Genomic DNA, 17,281 nt, shown 5'->3' with positions numbered 1-17,281 from the left:
CCTGCTGCTCAATGGCGCCAGAAGGCCGGGAACAACAGCACCAGCACGGTCAGGATTTCCAGGCGCCCGAGCAGCATGCCGAAGCTCAGCAGCCACTTGGCCAGGTCGGGGATGGTGGCGTAGTTGCCGGCTGGGCCGACCATCTCGCCCATCCCCGGGCCAACGCCTGAAACCATCGCCGCAGCACCGGTCAGGGCAGTGATCCAGTCCACTCCGCACATCGCCACCGCCAGCGCCAGGGTGGCGATGGTGATGGTGTAGAAGAAGGCGAAGGCCAGGATCGAACGAACGATGTCTTCATCCAGGCGGTGGCGGTTGTACTGCTGCTTGATCACCGCACGGGGGTGAATGAGCTGCCTGAGGTTGGCCTTGAGCAGGATGTAGGCGACCTGGAAGCGGAAGATCTTCAGGCCGCCGGCGGTGGAGCCGGAGCAGCCGCCGACGAAACCCAGGTAGAAGAACATCATGCTGGCGAACGGGCCCCACAGGTGGTAGTCGCCCACCGCAAAGCCGGTGGTGGTCATGATCGAGGTGATGTTCACCGCCACCAGGCGCAGCGCATCGAGCCAGTAAAGGTCGGTGGTGAGCCATTTCCAGCCAGCCAGCACGAACCAACTGCCCACCAGCAGCACCAGGAAGCCACGCACCTGCGCGTCGCGAAACAGTGCGCGGTAGTTGCCGCGCAGGGTGCTGACATAGAGCACGAACGGCAGGCTGCCGAGCACCATCACCACGATGGCGACCCAATGAATGGCCGGTTCCTGCCATTTGCCCAGTGAGGAGTCGGATGTGGAGAAACCACCGGTGGCGATCGCCGACATGGCGTGGTTGATCGCATCGAACAGGTCCATACCCGCCCACCAGAACGCCAGCACCGCGACTGTGCTCAGGCCGACATAGGCCAGCACCATGTACTTGGCGACCATGTGCGAGCGCGGCATGACCTTCTCCGAGCGGTCCGACGACTCGGTCTGGAACAGGCGCATGCCACCGATGCGCAGGATCGGCAGGATCGCCACGGCCATGCCGATGAAGCCAATGCCGCCCAGCCAGTGCAGCAGCGAACGCCAGATCAGCGTGCCGGGAGACATGTCGTCCAGGCCGCTGAACACGGTGGCGCCGGTCGCGGTGATGCCGGACATGCTTTCGAAGTACGCATCCGTGACGCTTGCCCGTTCGGCGAAGAGGAATGGCAAGGCAGCGAAGATCGACACCATCACCCAGCTCGACACCGTCAGCATGTACATGTCGCGTGGGCGCAGTTGCGTTTGTTGAGGCTTGCCCTGAGCGATCATGGCGATGCCGCTGAGTGCGGTGATCAGGCTCGACCAGAGAAAGGCATTGATGCCTTGCGGCTGTTCGAAGATCAGCAGGGTGATCACCGGCACCAGCATGCTCAGCGCCAGGGTGACGAGGAAGATGCCGTTGATGAAGGCGAGGATGCGCAGGCTGGCGAGGGGCATCGGTCAGTGTTTCCAGAAACTACGGGTGACCAGCACCAGTACGGTCAGAATTTCCAGGCGGCCAAGCAACATACCGGCACTGAGCATCCATTTGGCCGAGTCCGGCAGGCTGGCGAAGTTACCGGCCGGGCCAATGATCGGGCCAAGCCCCGGACCGACGTTGCACACCGCGGTAGCGGCCCCTGTCAGCGCAGTGACCCAGTCGAGGCCGACCAGGGTCAGGGCCAGAGCCAGTACGCCAATGGTGATGGTGAAGAAGAAGGAGAAGGTGATCAGCGAGCGTACGATCTCTTCATCCAGGTTGTGGCTGTTGTACTGCTGCTTGATCACGGCGCGTGGATGCACCAGTTGCATCAGGTTGGCTTTGAGCAGCACGTAGGCAACCTGGAAACGGAAGATCTTAAGGCCGCCCGATGTCGAGCCGGAGCAGCCACCGACGAAGGTCAGATAGAAGAACAGCAGCACGGCGAAACTGCCCCAGGTGGTGTAGTCGCCGAGGGCGAAGCCGGTGGTGGTGACCACCGAGGTGACGTTCACCGCGACGATGCGAACGGCGTCGAGCCAGGCATGCTCCGAGTTGATCCACAGCCAGGTGCCGAATACCAGCCAGGTCAGCAGCAGAAAACCGATGAAGCCGCGAACCTGATGGTCCTTGAACAGCGCCTGGCGATTGCCGCGAACGAAGGCGACATAGAGCATGAATGGCATGCCGCCGAGCAGCATCAGCACGACTGCCGTCCAGTGCACGGCCGGTTGCTGCCAGTTGGCCAACGATGAATCCGAGGTGGAGTAGCCGCCGGTCGAGATCGAGGTCATCGCGTGGTTGATGGCGTCGAAAGGTGACATGCCGGCGATCCAGTAGGCCAGGAAACCGAATCCGGTCAGGGCCAGGTAGACCAGCAGCAGGTACTTGGCGGCCATGTGCGAGCGTGGCATGACCTTTTCGCCCCAATCCGAGGATTCGGTCTGGAACAGGCGCATACCACCCACGCGCAGCAGCGGCAGAATCGCCACGGCCATGCCGATGAAGCCGATGCCGCCCAGCCATTGCAGCATGGAACGCCAGATCAGAATGCCGGGCGACATGTCATCGAGTCCGGTCAGTACGGTGGAACCCGTAGTGGTGATACCTGACATGGTTTCGAAGATGGCGTCGGTGTAGCTGATATGCGCGATCAGCATCATGGGCAACGCAGCAAAGCTGCACACCATGGTCCAGCTCCCCGTGGTCAGCAGATACATGTCACGCGGGCGCAACTGGGCATTCTGTGGTCGGCCTGGAATCACCAGGGCGAGCCCGGCGATCAGGGTGATCAGGCTTGACCAGAGAAACGCAGTGAGATCTTCAGGGTGCTCGAAGACCAGCAGTGTCAACATGGGGATGGCCATGCTGATCGCCAGGGTAATCAGGAAGATGCCGATGATGAAACCGATGATGCGCAGCGTCGGCAAGGCCATTTAGAGGGGCTCTGGGGGTGGAAAATGCGCCATTCTACCTGCGCTTCGGCGGCTGTAAACCGCAACGGGTGGGGGGCTTTACAAGCGCTTGGCCGAGCATAGAATAGCCGCCAGTTGCCGACGTCCGTCGGTTTCCGAGTTCTCCTCAAATGTCCGAAGCTAATCCCTGCCTTACGTGCGGCGCCTGCTGCGCGTTTTTTCGTGTGTCCTTCTTCTGGGGCGAGTGCCAATCCGCGGGCGGTAGCGTTCCGGACGAGCAGGTCATCCAGATCAGCCCCCACTACGTCGCCATGCGTGGCACGGAGAGCAAACCGGCACGTTGCACGCAACTGTTGGGCGACGTCGGTTGCGGTGTACGTTGCACCATGTACGAACAGCGCTCGAGTAGCTGCCGCGAGTTCGAAGCGTCATGGGCGAACGGTGAGCACAACCCGCGTTGTGACGATGCGCGCAAGGCTTACGGTCTGCCGCCGCTCACTCCGCCAGTGCAACCGGTGATATCGCCTGACCGGGTAGCCTGACGGCGGCTGCAGGTTAGCGGGCTAAGGCTCGACAGGCTTCTGACATCCGCTCCGTGCATTGGTCATGCTTGCAGCTTGCAGCTTGCAGCTTGCAGCTTGCAGCTTGCAGCTTGCAGCTTGCAGCTTGCAGCATTGAGAATGCGCCATCTTTGTTTTTGGAGGTGGCCGATGAATGCCCTCGACGCTCTACTCAACCGTGTTTCCGTGCCTCGCCTGGTCGAACCAGCTCCGGATGCGACGCAGCGCGAGATGCTGTTTCGCGCGGCTCTGCGTGCGCCTGACCATGGTCAGCTACGGCCGTGGCGTTTTCTGACGGTAGAGGGGCAGGCGCGTGAGCGCATGGGCGAGCTGTTCGCCGAGGCCTTGCAGGTCGCCGATACGCAGGCTGCGCCGGAGGCGCTGAACAAGGCACGTGGCATGCCGCTGCGCGCGCCATTGCTGGTAGTGGTGATCGCCCGGGTTCAGGCTCACCCCAAGGTGCCCGCCTCCGAGCAGGTGATCGCAGCCGGCTGTGCCGCGCACGGCATGCTGCTGGCCGCCCATGCTCAGGGTATCGGTGCCGTCTGGCGTACCGGCGACATGGCCTACAACACCCATGTCGCCAAAGGTCTGGGCCTGGCGGCGGACGAGCAGATCATCGCCTATCTCTACCTGGGTACACCGGAGCGTGAGCTGCGGCGAGCGCCAGAAGTCATCGTCGAAGACTTCGTCAGCGCCTGGGAGGGCTGATCGCGCGTCGCTTCAGCTTGCCTGCTGTTTTGCCGGCAGGCTGAGCGTGGCGATGAAGCCCCCTTCCGGGTGATTGTTCAGCAGCAGTTCACCGCCGTGACGCTGCGCCGCCCGGCGTGCGATGGCCAGGCCGAGGCCATGGCCGGAGCCATTCTGGCCCGGTGCGCGGAAGAACGGTTTACCCAGTTGCCCCAGGTATTCGCTGGCGACCCCAGGTCCGTGATCGCGCACGCTCAGCGTTACGCTGTGCCCCTGGCTTTGCACGCTGATGAGGACAGGTTGATCCGCAGGGCTGAAACGCAAGGCATTGCGTAGCAGATTGTCCAGCGCGCGTTCGAGCATGTCTGGCCAGCCTTCCAGGCGTGCGCGTGGGTCGAGATCGATCTGCAGCTGTTGTTGCGGGGCGGTCAGGCGAGCGTCTTCCTGCAGGTTGCCGAGCAGGGCGGCCAGATCGACGGGCTGCGCGGCACCCGGGTCAGCGTCCAGGCGGGCCAGGGCAAGAATTTCGCTGATCAGTGCTTCCAGTCGATCACACTCCTGACTCAGACGAGGCCAGAGCCTTTCTCGTTCCGCAGCATCGGCGCGCTCCGCCAGTGCCAGTGCAATACGCAGGCGCGCCAGGGGCGAGCGCAGTTCGTGGGAAACATCGCGTAGCAGCTGGCGCTGGCTGCCGATCAAGCCTTGCAGTCGCTCGCCCATGCGATTGAAGTCCTTGGCCAGCAGGCCCAACTCGTCGCGGCGCGTGGCCAGACGCGCCAGGCTGTTCTGTTGGTAGGCGGTCTGACCGAGATCATGTACGGCACCGCGCAGGCGATCCAGCGGGCGGGTGATCGACAGTGTCAGCATCAGGCTGAACAGCGTCAGCACCACCAGGGCGATGACGATGGCGCTCAGTGGCCAGAACAGGCTGCCACGGTGCCAGGCTGCTAGCTCCGGGTGTGGAATACGGTAGATGAACAGGTAGCTTTCGCCACTTTCCGGGCTGGTGTATTCGGCGGTCAGGCGCCGCCATGGCAAGCGACGGTCGCTGTGACGCGCCTCGAAGGCGGCGGCGCGAGACGGAAAGGTGCCTTTGACCAGTTGCTGGCCACTCTCGCCAAGCACCTGGGTGTCGATACGGTACTTGCGCTTGCGCTGTTCGAGAAAGTCCTGGGCGGCTGCTGGCCCTTGCTGTTCATAACGCTTGACCCACTTGCTATCGAGATCATCAAGGCCCGGGTGCAGGCTCAGAATCCAGGCGTCCTGATTCAGGGCGCGGCCAAGCAGCAGCGACAGAGCGGCCACCAGAGCGATGCCCAGCCAGAAGGTCGCCAGAATGCGCCAGAACAGTGAACGCACGGTTATTCCTCATGCAAAAGCCGCCGGGCTCAGGGAGCGCAGCGGCGGGTCTAGGGGGCGTCGATCAGTTGCCTTTGTTGTCCTTCTCGGCCTTCCAGGCCTTGAATTCGGCCATTTCCGCGCGGCGAGCTTCCATTTTCTTCTGGTGTTCGTCGAAGGCTTTCTGCTGCTCGGGGTTGAGCAGGTCACGCAGGGCCTTGTGCTGGTCGGCGCGGGCTTTGTCCAGTTCCTTCTTCATGGCCTGCTTTTCGGCTTCCGGCAGCTTGTCCAGGTAGCGCTTGGTGATGTCGCGATGGGTCTTCATCTGCTCGCCCATCAGCTTGCGAAACTCCTGGCGCTGTTCCTTGCTCAGGTTCAGCTCCTTGAACATGCCATGGTCGCGATCATGGTGGCGAGGGCCGCCGTCATGCATGGGCATGGCGAAGGCCAGGGTCGGCAGGGTGGCAGCGAGCAGCAGGGCGGTAAGGGTCTTGCGCATGGTGATTCTCCTTGTCTCGAAACCGGTAACGACCGGATGGGCTCATTATGCGGCGGTCAAGGTCAAGGGCGGTCAGCTGCGGGTAAAGCTTGGGTAAAGGCAATGTTGCGGGTTATTTACGCTGCACCGGGGGGTATTCACTGCGCGTAGTAATAGCCACGGCTGCGCAGGGCGAGAATGCGTGGCCGGCCATCCGGGTGCGGGCCGATCTTCTTGCGCAGGTTGCTGACGTGCATGTCCAGGCTGCGGTCATACAGGGTCAATTTGCGGCCCAGGGCGAGTTGCGCCAATGTCTGTTTGTCCACCGGCTCGCCGGGTTGGCGCAGCAGGGCTTCGAGCAGGCGGCTTTCGGAAAGTGTCAGAGGAACATCATGTTCGCCAATGCTGACCACCCCGCGATTGGGGCTGAAGCTTAGATCGCCCAGCTCCAGCTGGCTGCTGGCCGGTGCGGGCACGGTGCGGCGCAGAACGGCACGCAGGCGTGCGGTCAGCTCGCGAGGGTCACAGGGCTTCGCCAGGTAGTCATCGGCGCCCAGCTCCAGGCCGATGATGCGATCCAGCGGTTCACCGCGGGCGGAGAGCATCAGTACCGGGAGGTCCGGATGCTCGCCACGCAATTGCCTGAGTAACTCCAGGCCGCTGCCGTCTGGCAGCATGACATCCAGCACCACCGCATCAGGCGTCTGTGCGGCAAGTGCATGACGCGCGCCGCCGGCTTCGTGGCAAGCGGTGACCTGAAAACCTTCCTGGGTCAGCCAGCGGGTAAGCAGTTCGCAGAGTTCCTGGTCATCATCGATCAGCAGCAGGCGGCTCATGGCTCAGTTGATCCACTCGCGACGAGTCTTGCGAGAACCACGCAACAGGACGCCGAATAGCATCGAGATCAGGCTCAGGGCGGCGCCCAGGGCGAACCAGGTCTGTTCCTCGCTGAGCAGCCGGGGTTGAGCCTGCGCCTGGCTCTCCTTGAGCTGCAAGCGCAGGCGCTGATTTTCCTGGCGCAGGCGCTGCAATTGCACGGCGCTGCTCGCTTCCTGCTCATTGCGCAGTTGCTCACTCTGCGCCAGGCGCTGTTCCAGCACCTGGCTGTCGAGCGTGGCTGCCGGGACAGGCGGCTGAGCGGGTTGTTCTTCTGCCTGTGCCGAAGCACAGGTCAGCATCACGGTGACCAGCAGGGACAGCGGGATCGGGCGCATCGCGATTCCTTGTGTGCGAAAGCAGCGTGGGTGGCACTTCGTCAGGGCAGTACTTTCTTGAAGGGTTTGACCAAAACGTTGGCATACACGCCGGCTGTGCGGTACGGGTCGGCATCGGCCCATTGTTGGGCAGCTTCAAGGGAGTCGAACTCGGCAACCACCAGGCTGCCGCTGAAGCCCGCCGGGCCTGGATCATTGCTGTCGATGGCCGGGTGCGGGCCGGCCAGCAGCAGGCGACCTTCCTGCTTCAACTGCTCCAACCGAGCGAGGTGAGCAGGGCGGGTGGCCAGTCGATTGTCCAGGGAGTTTTCGACGTCGGTGGCGATGATGGCGTAGAGCATCTCAATCCTTATTTAGGGTCGAAGCGGGGAGGGATGAAGCATTTTCGCCACGCGGTGACAGCCTTGGCGCGGATGTGGGGCATAATAACAAACATCAATCTCAACGAAAGCGCCGCCATGATTGTCGATCTGCACTGCCACAGCACCGCCTCCGATGGCGCCCTGGCCCCCGCCGTACTGGTGGCCCGGGCGCACGAGCGTGGCGTGCGGCTGCTGGCACTGACCGATCACGACACCCTGGAAGGGCTCGATGAAGCAGGCCGCGCAGCAGCGGCTCTGGATATGCAACTGATCAATGGCATCGAGCTTTCCTGCACCTGGGGTGGAGCGACCATCCACGTGTTGGGCTATGCCTTCGAGCGCGAGGCGCCGGCGTTGTGTGCTGCCATCGATGCCCTGCACCATGGACGTTGGCAGCGTGCTGAAGAAATCGACCGACGCCTCGCGGCCAAAGGTATGCCAGGCGCTCTGGAGGGCGCGCGGGCTGTTCAGCAGGAGCTGGGCGATAGCGGCAATGCGCCGGCCCGGCCACATTTCGCCGAATTTCTCGTGCGCGCCGGCCATGTGCGTGATCGCGCCGAGGCGTTTCGCAAGTGGCTGGGCTCGGGAAAGTTGGGTGACGTCAAGCAGCACTGGCCTATGCTGGAGGAAACCATCGCCACCCTGCGTTCGGCCAGAGCCTGGATCAGCCTGGCGCATCCGTGGCAGTACGACTTTACTCGCAGTAAGCGTCGACGCCTGGTGGCCGATTTCGCGGCGGCTGGCGGTCATGCCCTGGAAGTGGTCAATGGCATGCAGCCCGCTGAACAAGTCGGAGGTTTGGCGATTCTGGCGCGCGAGTTCGGCTTGATGGCCAGTGTCGGCAGCGATTTCCATGCGCCTGGCGACTGGTCCGAATTGGGCATGTATCGCCCGTTGCCTGATGACCTGACTGCGCTCTGGGAGCGCTTCGAACATGCACAGCCATCCGCTGTCACTTCATGAGCTGGGAGCAAGTGTGAGTCAATTTTTCCAGGTTCACCCGGAAAACCCACAGGCACGCCTGATAAAACAGGCCGTGGAAATCATTCGTGGTGGCGGCGTGGTGGTCTATCCGACCGACTCCTCCTATGCGCTGGGCTGCATGATCGGTGACAAGAATGCGGTAGAGCGCATTCGTCGCCTGCGTCAGCTCGACGACAAGCACAACTTCACCCTGGTTTGCCGCGATCTTTCGCAGATAGGGCTGTTTGCAAAGGTCGACACTGCGGCCTTCCGCCTGTTGAAGAATCACACTCCGGGTCCTTACACCTTTGTCCTCAACGCCACCCGCGAAGTACCTCGGATGCTGCTGCACCCCAAGCGTCGCACCATCGGCATCCGCGTACCCAGCCACCCGATAGCCCTGGCCTTGCTGGAGCAATTGGGCGAGCCGCTGATGAGCGTCAGCCTGATCATGCCGGGCGACGAGCTGCCGATGTCCGACCCTTACGAAATGCGCCAGATTCTCGAACACCATGTCGACCTGATCATCGACGGTGGTTTTGGCGGACTGGAAGCGTCCACCGTGGTCAATCTTGCTGACGACAGCCCGGAAGTTCTGCGCGTCGGTTGCGGCGACCCGACGCCGTTCAACGATCTCTGACATCGTCTTTTCCGTTGTGGATGTAGCTGCCCTATACTCCGTGGCCTTGTCTGGATTTTGGATAGAACGGTTTGAGCCTTAACGACTCCGAACGTCGGGTGCTGTCGGGGATGCGTCCGAGTGGTCGTCTTCATCTCGGGCACTACCACGGTGTGCTGAAAAACTGGGTCAGGTTGCAGCATGAGTACGACTGCTTCTTCTGTATCGTCGACTGGCATGCCCTGACCACCGAATACGCCGATGCAGGCCAGCTTTCCCAGCACGTCATGGATATGGCGGTGGACTGGCTGGCTGCAGGCGTAAGCCCCAGCTCCGCGACAATGTTCGTGCAGTCTCAGGTGCCGGAACATGCCGAGCTGCATCTGCTGCTGTCGATGATCTGCCCGCTCAGTTGGCTTGAGCGCGTGCCGTCCTATAAGGAGCAGCAGGAGCATCAGAGTGGCAAGGACCTGTCCACTTACGGCTTTCTCGGTTACCCGTTGCTGCAGGCGGCAGATATTCTGCTGTACCGCGCCGGGCAGGTGCCAGTCGGTGCCGATCAGCTCCCCCACATCGAATTTGCCCGTGAAGTGGCGCGCCGCTTCAATCATCTCTACGGCAGTGAGCCGGATTTCGAGCGCAAGGCCGAAGCCGCCATCGGCAAGCTGGGCAAGAAGCTCGGCAAGCTCTACAGCAACCTGCGCAAGGCCTATCAGGAACAGGGCGATGCACAGGCGCTGGAGACGGCGCGGGCCTTGCTCAAGGAGCAGAGCAGCATCACCCTCGGTGATCAGGAGCGGCTGTACGGCTACCTGGAAGGTGACGGCAAGGTGATTCTGAGCGAGCCGCAGCCGATTCTTGCCGAGTTTTCGCGGGTGCCTGGTCTGGACGGGCAGAAGATGGCCAAATCGAGCGGCAACGCGATATTCCTGCGCGATAGCGATGCCGAGCTCGAGGAAAAGCTGCGGCGCATGCCCACCGATCCCGCCCGGGTTCACCGTGACGATCCGGGTGAGCCGCAACGTTGTCCTGTCTGGTCGCTGCACCAGCTGTATTCTGCCGACGAGCAGTTGCACTGGGTGATCGAAGGCTGCCGCAGTGCCTCCATCGGTTGCCTGGACTGCAAGAGCGCACTGTGCTCATCCCTGCAGGGCGAGCTTGCGCCCTTGCAGCAGCGCGCGATCGATTATGAGGACAGCCCCGACCTGGTGCGCAGCATCCTCGCCGAAGGCGCTGAGCGCGCGCGTGACGAGGCGCGTGAAACCCTGGCCGAAGTCCGTATGGCCATGGGCCTGAATTATCGTTGAAGGAGCGTCAGTCGATGAGTGAGCCCGCCACACCCACCACGGACAGTCAGGCCGGCGCCCAGCAGGAACTGCCGTTCGCCCTGGTTTATGGTGAGGCGGTCACCGAGCTGCCGCTGGACCTGTACATTCCTCCGGATGCCCTGGAAGTCTTCCTCGAAGCGTTCGAGGGACCGCTGGACTTGCTGCTGTATCTGATCCGCAAGCAGAACATCGACATCCTCGATATCCCCGTTGCCGAGATCACCAAGCAGTACATGGGCTATGTCGAACTCATGCATACGGTGCGCCTGGAACTGGCCGCCGAATACCTCGTCATGGCTGCCATGCTTGCCGAGATCAAGTCGCGCATGCTGCTGCCGCGCTCGACCGAGACCGAGGAGGAGGAAGACGACCCGCGTGCCGAGCTGATCCGCCGCCTGCAGGAGTACGAGCGCTTCAAGGCCGCTGCCGAAGGTATCGATGAACTGCCGCGCGTCGGCCGCGACCTGACCGTGCCGAAACTGGATGCGCCCGAAGCCCGCGCACGCAAGCTGTTGCCGGACGTCAGCCTGGAGGAAGTGTTGCTGTCGATGGCCGAGGTGCTGCGCCGCGCCGACATGTTCGAAAGCCACCAGGTCACCCGCGAGGCGCTGTCCACCCGCGAGCGCATGAGTGAAGTGCTGGAGCGCCTCAAGGGCGGTGCTTTCGTGCCTTTCGTCGAGTTGTTCGCTGCCGAAGAGGGCCGGCTTGGCGTGGTGGTGACCTTCATGGCGGTGCTCGAATTGATCAAGGAATCCCTGGTCGAGCTGGTGCAGAATGAACCCTTCGCCGCCATCCACGTCCGAGCCCGTGCCGAATGAATCTGAACGACCCCAAAGACCTGGCCCAATTGCTCGAGGCCTTTCTGCTGGCTTCTGGTAAGGCGCAGTCGCTCGAGCGTCTCTTCGAGCTGTTCGAAGAGGGCGAACGGCCCGAGCCCGAGCAATTCAAGGCTGCGCTGGAACTCCTGCGTCAGTCCTGCGAAGGGCGCGCCTTCGAGTTGAAAGAAGTGGCTTCGGGTTACCGCCTGCAGGTGCGCGAGCGCTTCGCGCCCTGGGTCGGCCGGCTCTGGGAGGAACGCCCGCAGCGTTATTCCCGTGCACTGCTGGAAACCCTGGCGCTGATCGCCTATCGCCAGCCCATCACCCGTGGCGAGATCGAGGACGTGCGCGGCGTGGCGGTCAACAGCAACATCACCAAGACCCTGCTCGAGCGCGAGTGGATTCGCGTGGTGGGCTATCGCGACGTGCCGGGGCGCCCGGCGATGTTCGCCACCACCAAGGGTTTTCTCGATCACTTCAACCTGAAAAGCCTTGACGAACTGCCGCCGCTTGCTGCCTTGCGCGAACTGGAGCCGGAGCCTGAACTGGCGCTGGATGATGACGCCGAAGTGCCGGCAGGCCTGCAGGCGCGCGCTGATCTGGCCTTGCAGGAAGACGGCGAAACCGCCGAGCCGCGCGAGGAAACCAGCTTCCGCAGCCTGCTGGCCGAACTTGATGACATGGAGCAGGGGCTCAAGACCGACTTCGATGACTTGCATCTGGTAGAGGACGAAGAAGATGAAGCAGTTGAAGACGATCTGGCCGACCTGGACGGCGATGAATCGTTGCATTGACAGCGTTTAAGCCAGGCATCGAATACTTCAATCTCTCTTGCCGGTTTCAGGCCCTTATCCTGCGCGCATTCGATTCTTTCTGTTCGAGGCGATCCAGTGAGCAAGAGTCCCTGCATCAAGGTCTGTGAGTTCGAACGCGATATCTGCCTGGGCTGTGGCCGCAGTCGTGAGGAAATCAAAGGCTGGAAACGCCTGGACAAGAGTGAGCGCCTGGCGCTGTTGGCTGAGGCCGATATGCGCTTGCTGGCGCTGGAGGCGACCGGGAGGCGCAAGTATTGAGCGCCCATCCGTGTAGGCGCCGCGTCTCGCGGCGAAAGGCGGGACGTCGATAGTGCAAGAAAGCTTCGCCCCGGGGCGGGGCCCCTACGATCCGGTGCTGTGTTCCTGCTTCTACCAGGCGAATGCCGCAGTATCGTCTACCCTATGGGCTCTACAGCGCGTATGATGCGCGCCCTTCGATCATCAACTACTACACCGGGAGGTGCCCAAGATGACTGAGCACGAACAACCGCGTCCTGCAGGCGAGAAACTGCAGAAAGTCCTGGCCCGCCTCGGGCTGGCTTCGCGTCGCGAGATCGAGACCTGGATCACTGAGGGTCGGGTCAAGGTCAATGGTGCTGCGGCGACCCTGGGGCAGCGTGTCGATGCCAACGACGCCATCGCCCTCGATGGCCGCCTGCTCAAGCGCGAAGAAATTACCGGTTCGGTTCGCCGCGTGCTGATCTATAACAAGCCGGACGGCGAGATCTGCACACGTGACGACCCTGAAGGTCGCCCTACCGTATTCGATCGCCTGCCGCGTCCGAAAGAGGGCCGCTGGATCAATATCGGTCGCCTCGATATCAACACCACCGGTCTGTTGCTGTTCACCACTGACGGCGAGCTGGCCAACCGCCTGATGCACCCGTCCTACCAGATGGACCGCGAATACGCGGTGCGTGTACGGGGCGAAGTGACCGAGGAAATGCTGGAGAACCTCAAGAACGGCGTAATGCTCGAAGATGGTCCGGCCAAGTTCACCGACATCAAGGAAGCGCCTGGCGGCGAGGGCTTCAACCACTGGTATCACTGCGTGGTGATGGAAGGGCGTAACCGCGAGGTGCGTCGCCTGTGGGAGTCCCAGGGCCTGGTGGTCAGTCGCCTGAAACGCGTGCGTTTTGGTCCGGTGTTCCTCACCTCCGAGTTGACCATGGGCCGCTGGCGCGAGATGGATCAGCGTGAAGTGGACATTCTCAGTGCCGAAGTGGGCCTGACCCCGCAGGCACTGCCAGCGATGAAGGAAAAGACCCGCGAGAAGCTCGACCGCCTGCAGCGCAAGTCCGCCAAACCGGTGGAGGTGCGCGGCAAGCGTGTGCTGCGCCCGGCGAAGGACCAGGCAGGCGCAGAAAATGCTCGCCCGAGCCGCGCACCGCGCCGCGAGGACGGTGAGCAGCGCGCGCCGCGCGGCCCGCGCAAGGACAGTGGCGAGCGTCGTGAAAACGGTCGCGGCACGCCGGTAGCGGAGCGTCCGAGCGATGTGAAGAAGCGTCAGCCGCGCCCAGCCGTCGAGTTGTCCGAGCGTCCGGCGCGCAAGCCGCGTCCGGCAACGCCCGGCAAGCGTCCGCCCGCCGGTGATGGCCAGCGCCCCGGTTTCGGCCGCAAGCGCTGAGATACGAAAAAGGGACTCCGCGGAGTCCCTTTTTTCATTCTGCTGTCCCGGATGTAGTGAGCCATTGCCTTCAGAGCATTCCCGGATTTCATCCGGGCTACGCAGGGCGGCCTCTCAGCCTGCCATGGACAGGCGATTGCGGCCTTCGCGCTTGGCCACATAGAGCGCGTTATCGGCGCGGCGCAATAGGCTTTCGGCGGACTCGCCCGGCAACAGGCTGGAGCAGCCCAGGCTGATGGAAACGTCGATGGCGCGGCCGGCATCCAGGCATTGCAGCTCCATCACTGCAAAGCGCAAACGCTCGCCTACCAACGCAGCGCCCTCGCGGTTGGTGCCGGAGAGAATCACCAGAAACTCCTCACCACCGTAGCGAAAGACCATATCGATATTGCGCAACTGGTTCTTAAGGGTCTGGGCGACCGCTTTCAGTACTTCGTCGCCAAGCGTGTGGCCATGGTTGTCGTTGATGCTCTTGAAGTGGTCGATGTCGAGCATCAGCAGCGACAGCGGTTGCAGATTGCGGCGGGCCAGATCCACCTCGCGCTGCAGCACCTGGTCCATGGCAATGCGGTTGCCGGTGTCGGTCAGTGGGTCGCGCAGCGCACTTTGCAGCGCGGTGCGGTAGAGCAGGGCATTGCGCAGCGGGAACAGCAGGCTCGCCAGCAGCGCTTCCAGCTGGATCAGTTCGTCCTCGGCAAAGCGTTGCTTGCGGCGGAAAATCAGCTCGCCCAGGTATTCCCCCTCATGGCTCAGGCGATAGCCGGCCGAGTGGGGCGCGCGCTCGCCCAGCTCGAGGCGCAGGTCGTGCGACGGATGCTGGAAAGCCAGTGCATCGAGCGGCACCAGGCGCTGTACCTCGCGAAAGAACAGAGTAAGGATTCGTTCCACGTCCAGGCTGGTCTGCAGTTGCAGACTCAATTGTTGGCGCAGCTCTATCAGGCTGGCGGGCTTCAGCGGCAAATTGCGACTGCCGGTAAAGCCGAGACGCTGCAGCTTGGCGGCATCGAAATCGATGGTGTTGGACTGGCTGGGGGGAACCATGGAGCTGAACCTCTGGCGCTGATGGTGCGACGAGAGGGTTAGAGCGAATTTCGTGCCAGGTGGTTCAAGTGGGATTAAAGTCTTGTGAAGTCAGTCACTTAGATGTTTTTTAAAGTGCTGATCGGCAAGTGCTTGCCGGTTGCCTGACGGTGATACTGGCAATGTGCTGCCGCCTGGCAAGGTCAGTGGCGGATTTTTGTCGGCGATGGCCCGCTGACTGGCGGCAGGCCATGACAGGTAATCACTGTGCGTCGAACGCCTGGCCGTTGACGCCCTTGCTGTCCGGGCCCATCAGGTAGAGATAAAGCGGCATGATCTCTTCCGGCAATGGGCGGGTTGCCGGGTTCTCTCCCGGATAGGCCTGGGCGCGCATTGCGGTGCGGGTCGCGCCCGGATTGATGCTGTTGGCGCGCACGTTGGCGATGCCGTCCAGTTCGTCAGCCATGACCTGCATCAGGCCCTCGGTGGCGAATTTCGATACCGCGTAGGCGCCCCAGTAGGCGCGGCCCTTGCGGCCGACGCTGCTGGAGGTGAAGGCGACGGAGGCGTCCTCCGACAGTTTGAGCAGCGGCAGCAGGGTGCTGCTGAGCATGAACATGGCGTTGACGTTCACGTGCATCACACGCATGAAGTTGTCGCCGGACAGTTGTTCCAGTGGCGTGCGCGGGCCGAGGATCGAGGCATTGTGCAGCAGGCCATCGAGGCGGCCGAACGCGTTCTCGATCATCACCGACAGTTCGTCGTACTGGTGCGGCAGGGCGGTTTCCAGGTTGAAGGGAATCACCACCGGCTGCGGGTGACCAGCTGCCTCGATTTCGTCATAAACCTGGCTCAGGTTGGCTTCGGTCTTGCCCAGCAGCAGCACCGTGGCGCCGTGGGCGGCGAAGCTCTTGGCGGCGGCCGCGCCGATACCGCGGCCGGCACCGGTGATCAGGATGACGCGATCCTTGAGCAGGTCTGGGCGGGCGGTGTAGTCGAACATGTGAGGATCCTTCGGAGAACTCTTGAGGGTAGGGCGGGTGAAACCCGCCAAATTGGAGAATGACGGGTTTCACCCGCCCTGCGCGATCAGCAACTGCACAGCGCGCGATCGAGTACCGCACGCAGTTCCTGGGGGTGGTCCACGACCACGTCGGCGCCCCAGTTGCGTGGGTTGTCCTCGGGGTGGATATAGCCGTAGGTCACCGCCGCCGTGCGGCAGCCGGCGGCGCGGCCGGATTCGATGTCACGCGCGTCGTCACCGATGAACAGCACTTCCTCGGGTTTGACGCCCATCTGCTGGCAGGCGAGCAGCAGCATGTCCGGTGCGGGTTTGCTTTGCTCGACATGGTCGGGGCAGACCAGTACGGCCGAGCGCTCGGCCAGATTCAGACCTTGCATGATCGGCTCGGCGTAACGCACCGGTTTGTTGGTGGCGACGCCCCACAGCAGGCGCGCCTGTTCAATGTCGTCGAGCAGGGCTTCGATGCCCTCGAACGGGCGGGTGAAGACGGCGCAGTGTTGCTGGTAGCGCTCCAGGAATTCCTGGCGCAGGACTTCGAAGGCGGCGGAGTCCGGGTCTTCATCGAAGGCGCAGGCGACCATGGCGCGTGCGCCACCGGATACCTGGTCGCGTATGGTCTTGTCGGCCAGTGGCGGCAGGCCGCGTTTGGCGCGCATGGCCTGGGTGATGGCGATGAAGTCCGGCGCCGAGTCGAGCAGGGTGCCGTCCATGTCGAACAGTACAGCGCGCAAACGCATCAGTCTTTCCTCAGCGTCTGGATCATGTAGTTGACGTCGACGTCGGCTTCCAGCTTGTAATGTTTGGTCAGCGGGTTGTAGGTCAGGCCAATGATGTCCTTGACCTCCAGCCCTGCTGCGCGGCTCCAGGCGCCCAGTTCGGAGGGGCGGATGAACTTCTTGAAATCGTGAGTGCCACGCGGTAGCAGGCGCAGGATGTATTCAGCACCGATCACGGCGAACAGGTACGCCTTGGGGTTTCGGTTGATGGTGGAGAAAAACACCTGGCCGCCTGGTTTGACCAGCCTGTGGCAGGCGCGGATGACTGAAGAGGGATCTGGCACGTGCTCGAGCATTTCCAGGCAGGTGACGACGTCGAACTGGCCCGGCATCTCCTCGGCCAGCGCTTCGGCGGTGATCTGCCGGTAGTCGACTTCCACGCCGGACTCCAACTGGTGCAACTGGGCGACCGACAGCGGCGCTTCGCCCATGTCGATGCCCATCACCGTTGCGCCGCGCTGGGCCATGGCCTCACTGAGGATGCCACCGCCGCAACCGACGTCCAGTACCCGTTTGCCGGCCAGCCCGACGCGTTCGTCGATCCAGTTGACTCGTAGCGGGTTGATGTCGTGCAGGGGTTTGAACTCGCTTTCGCGGTCCCACCAGCGGTGAGCCAGGGCCTCGAATTTGGCGATTTCGGCGCGGTCGACGTTGCTCATAAGCATCTCTTTCAAAGCAGGGAAAGCGTATCGCCGCTATGTTGCCAGTTTAAGAACGGGCTTGGGGCGGCGCGGGTTCGTTCAATGTAT

20 protein-coding genes are annotated in these 17,281 nt (G+C 62.7%); 9 read left to right on the top strand and 11 right to left on the bottom strand.

What is annotated here, in order from left to right; genetic code table 11:
• Window positions 1–8: 8 nt before the first annotated feature.
• Window positions 9–1,463 (bottom strand): TrkH family potassium uptake protein, encoded by a 1,455-nt coding sequence (locus H3221_RS09335; RefSeq protein WP_196474030.1) that lies wholly within the window; start codon window positions 1,461–1,463, stop codon window positions 9–11.
• 3 nt (window positions 1,464–1,466) lie between these two features.
• On the bottom strand, window positions 1,467–2,921 hold the full coding sequence (locus H3221_RS09330; protein WP_196474031.1) for a TrkH family potassium uptake protein: 1,455 nt from the start codon (window positions 2,919–2,921) through the stop codon (window positions 1,467–1,469).
• Between the two features lie 149 nt (window positions 2,922–3,070).
• On the opposite strand from H3221_RS09330, the gene H3221_RS09325 reads away from it, so the two are divergent.
• Together H3221_RS09325 and H3221_RS09320 are read left to right on the top strand one after the other, a co-directional pair.
• Window positions 3,071–3,442 (top strand): YkgJ family cysteine cluster protein, encoded by a 372-nt coding sequence (locus tag H3221_RS09325; RefSeq protein WP_037002400.1) that lies wholly within the window; start codon window positions 3,071–3,073, stop codon window positions 3,440–3,442.
• A gap of 168 nt (window positions 3,443–3,610) precedes the next feature.
• Entirely contained in the window at window positions 3,611–4,171 is a 561-nt protein-coding gene (locus H3221_RS09320) for a nitroreductase family protein (RefSeq protein ID WP_196474032.1), read from the top strand.
• 12 nt (window positions 4,172–4,183) lie between these two features.
• Here the strand turns inward: H3221_RS09320 and H3221_RS09315 are convergent, their stop codons facing one another.
• From H3221_RS09315 to H3221_RS09295, 5 genes are all read right to left on the bottom strand, one after another.
• On the bottom strand, window positions 4,184–5,509 hold the full coding sequence (locus H3221_RS09315; protein WP_196474033.1) for a sensor histidine kinase: 1,326 nt from the start codon (window positions 5,507–5,509) through the stop codon (window positions 4,184–4,186).
• 64 nt (window positions 5,510–5,573) lie between these two features.
• On the bottom strand, window positions 5,574–5,987 hold the full coding sequence (locus tag H3221_RS09310; protein ID WP_196474034.1) for a periplasmic heavy metal sensor: 414 nt from the start codon (window positions 5,985–5,987) through the stop codon (window positions 5,574–5,576).
• Between the two features lie 137 nt (window positions 5,988–6,124).
• Entirely contained in the window at window positions 6,125–6,802 is a 678-nt protein-coding gene (locus H3221_RS09305) for a response regulator transcription factor (RefSeq protein ID WP_196474035.1), read from the bottom strand.
• 3 nt (window positions 6,803–6,805) lie between these two features.
• Window positions 6,806–7,180 carry a translation initiation factor 2 (IF-2, GTPase) gene (locus H3221_RS09300; RefSeq protein WP_196474036.1) on the bottom strand — a complete coding sequence of 125 codons (375 nt, stop codon included), beginning with the start codon at window positions 7,178–7,180 and terminating at the stop codon, window positions 6,806–6,808.
• Window positions 7,181–7,221: 41 nt separating this feature from the next.
• The gene (locus tag H3221_RS09295) at window positions 7,222–7,521 is read right to left on the bottom strand and encodes a YciI family protein (protein WP_196474037.1); all 300 of its coding nucleotides are present in this window, start codon (window positions 7,519–7,521) and stop codon (window positions 7,222–7,224) included.
• A 117-nt stretch (window positions 7,522–7,638) separates the two neighbouring features.
• Here H3221_RS09295 and H3221_RS09290 point away from each other — a divergent pair, with 117 nt between their 5' ends.
• The 7 genes from H3221_RS09290 to rluB all read left to right on the top strand — a co-directional run bounded on the left by H3221_RS09290 (window position 7,639) and on the right by rluB (window position 13,712).
• Window positions 7,639–8,505: a PHP domain-containing protein gene (locus H3221_RS09290; protein WP_196474038.1), complete on the top strand. Its 867-nt coding sequence runs from the start codon at window positions 7,639–7,641 to the stop codon at window positions 8,503–8,505.
• 13 nt (window positions 8,506–8,518) lie between these two features.
• Window positions 8,519–9,145 (top strand): L-threonylcarbamoyladenylate synthase, encoded by a 627-nt coding sequence (locus H3221_RS09285; RefSeq protein ID WP_196474039.1) that lies wholly within the window; start codon window positions 8,519–8,521, stop codon window positions 9,143–9,145.
• A gap of 71 nt (window positions 9,146–9,216) precedes the next feature.
• Window positions 9,217–10,431: a tryptophan--tRNA ligase gene (locus H3221_RS09280; RefSeq protein WP_196474040.1), complete on the top strand. Its 1,215-nt coding sequence runs from the start codon at window positions 9,217–9,219 to the stop codon at window positions 10,429–10,431.
• A 140-nt stretch (window positions 10,432–10,571) separates the two neighbouring features.
• Window positions 10,572–11,270, top strand: coding sequence for a segregation and condensation protein A (locus H3221_RS09275; RefSeq protein ID WP_196474187.1), 699 nt, complete (start codon window positions 10,572–10,574; stop codon window positions 11,268–11,270).
• Window positions 11,267–12,064 carry an SMC-Scp complex subunit ScpB gene (gene scpB, locus H3221_RS09270; RefSeq protein WP_196474041.1) on the top strand — a complete coding sequence of 266 codons (798 nt, stop codon included), beginning with the start codon at window positions 11,267–11,269 and terminating at the stop codon, window positions 12,062–12,064. The genes H3221_RS09275 and scpB overlap by 4 nt, the downstream gene beginning before the upstream one ends.
• 96 nt (window positions 12,065–12,160) lie before the next feature.
• Entirely contained in the window at window positions 12,161–12,343 is a 183-nt protein-coding gene (locus H3221_RS09265; RefSeq protein WP_192982354.1) for a DUF1289 domain-containing protein, read from the top strand.
• 211 nt (window positions 12,344–12,554) lie between these two features.
• Entirely contained in the window at window positions 12,555–13,712 is a 1,158-nt protein-coding gene (gene rluB, locus H3221_RS09260) for a 23S rRNA pseudouridine(2605) synthase RluB (RefSeq protein ID WP_160016736.1), read from the top strand.
• A 114-nt stretch (window positions 13,713–13,826) separates the two neighbouring features.
• Here rluB and H3221_RS09255 read toward each other — a convergent pair whose 3' ends face one another.
• The 4 genes from H3221_RS09255 to ubiG all read right to left on the bottom strand — a co-directional run bounded on the left by H3221_RS09255 (window position 13,827) and on the right by ubiG (window position 17,191).
• Window positions 13,827–14,753 carry a GGDEF domain-containing protein gene (locus H3221_RS09255; RefSeq protein WP_196474042.1) on the bottom strand — a complete coding sequence of 309 codons (927 nt, stop codon included), beginning with the start codon at window positions 14,751–14,753 and terminating at the stop codon, window positions 13,827–13,829.
• A gap of 241 nt (window positions 14,754–14,994) precedes the next feature.
• Window positions 14,995–15,735, bottom strand: a complete 741-nt coding sequence (locus H3221_RS09250; protein WP_196474043.1) for a YciK family oxidoreductase — start codon at window positions 15,733–15,735, stop codon at window positions 14,995–14,997.
• Window positions 15,736–15,821: 86 nt separating this feature from the next.
• Window positions 15,822–16,493: an N-acetylmuramic acid 6-phosphate phosphatase MupP gene (gene mupP / locus H3221_RS09245; RefSeq protein WP_196474044.1), complete on the bottom strand. Its 672-nt coding sequence runs from the start codon at window positions 16,491–16,493 to the stop codon at window positions 15,822–15,824.
• Window positions 16,493–17,191, bottom strand: coding sequence for a bifunctional 2-polyprenyl-6-hydroxyphenol methylase/3-demethylubiquinol 3-O-methyltransferase UbiG (gene ubiG / locus H3221_RS09240; protein ID WP_196474045.1), 699 nt, complete (start codon window positions 17,189–17,191; stop codon window positions 16,493–16,495). The genes mupP and ubiG overlap by 1 nt, the downstream gene beginning before the upstream one ends.
• Window positions 17,192–17,281: the final 90 nt, after the last annotated feature.

The sequence above is a fragment of the Pseudomonas chaetocerotis genome (assembly GCF_015712105.2).
In the GTDB taxonomy this organism is placed as follows: Bacteria; Pseudomonadota; Gammaproteobacteria; order Pseudomonadales; family Pseudomonadaceae; genus Aquipseudomonas; species Aquipseudomonas chaetocerotis.
The sequence above is the reverse complement of the archived record's forward strand: the minus strand, read 5'-3'. Positions and strand labels throughout refer to the sequence as shown.

What these genes read in the sequence shown, in the direction of transcription:
- mupP (WP_196474044.1), bottom strand. Translation starts at nt 16,493, where the DNA reads ATGCGTTTGCGCGCTGTACTGTTCGACATGGACGGCACCCTGCTCGAC.
- H3221_RS09310 (WP_196474034.1), bottom strand. Translation starts at nt 5,987, where the DNA reads ATGCGCAAGACCCTTACCGCCCTGCTGCTCGCTGCCACCCTGCCGACC.
- rluB (WP_160016736.1), top strand. Translation starts at nt 12,555, where the DNA reads ATGACTGAGCACGAACAACCGCGTCCTGCAGGCGAGAAACTGCAGAAA.
- ubiG (WP_196474045.1), bottom strand. Translation starts at nt 17,191, where the DNA reads ATGAGCAACGTCGACCGCGCCGAAATCGCCAAATTCGAGGCCCTGGCT.
- H3221_RS09255 (WP_196474042.1), bottom strand. Translation starts at nt 14,753, where the DNA reads ATGGTTCCCCCCAGCCAGTCCAACACCATCGATTTCGATGCCGCCAAG.
- H3221_RS09295 (WP_196474037.1), bottom strand. Translation starts at nt 7,521, where the DNA reads ATGCTCTACGCCATCATCGCCACCGACGTCGAAAACTCCCTGGACAAT.
- H3221_RS09300 (WP_196474036.1), bottom strand. Translation starts at nt 7,180, where the DNA reads ATGCGCCCGATCCCGCTGTCCCTGCTGGTCACCGTGATGCTGACCTGT.
- H3221_RS09330 (WP_196474031.1), bottom strand. Translation starts at nt 2,921, where the DNA reads ATGGCCTTGCCGACGCTGCGCATCATCGGTTTCATCATCGGCATCTTC.
- H3221_RS09335 (WP_196474030.1), bottom strand. Translation starts at nt 1,463, where the DNA reads ATGCCCCTCGCCAGCCTGCGCATCCTCGCCTTCATCAACGGCATCTTC.
- scpB (WP_196474041.1), top strand. Translation starts at nt 11,267, where the DNA reads ATGAATCTGAACGACCCCAAAGACCTGGCCCAATTGCTCGAGGCCTTT.
- H3221_RS09250 (WP_196474043.1), bottom strand. Translation starts at nt 15,735, where the DNA reads ATGTTCGACTACACCGCCCGCCCAGACCTGCTCAAGGATCGCGTCATC.
- H3221_RS09320 (WP_196474032.1), top strand. Translation starts at nt 3,611, where the DNA reads ATGAATGCCCTCGACGCTCTACTCAACCGTGTTTCCGTGCCTCGCCTG.
- H3221_RS09305 (WP_196474035.1), bottom strand. Translation starts at nt 6,802, where the DNA reads ATGAGCCGCCTGCTGCTGATCGATGATGACCAGGAACTCTGCGAACTG.
- H3221_RS09290 (WP_196474038.1), top strand. Translation starts at nt 7,639, where the DNA reads ATGATTGTCGATCTGCACTGCCACAGCACCGCCTCCGATGGCGCCCTG.
- H3221_RS09325 (WP_037002400.1), top strand. Translation starts at nt 3,071, where the DNA reads ATGTCCGAAGCTAATCCCTGCCTTACGTGCGGCGCCTGCTGCGCGTTT.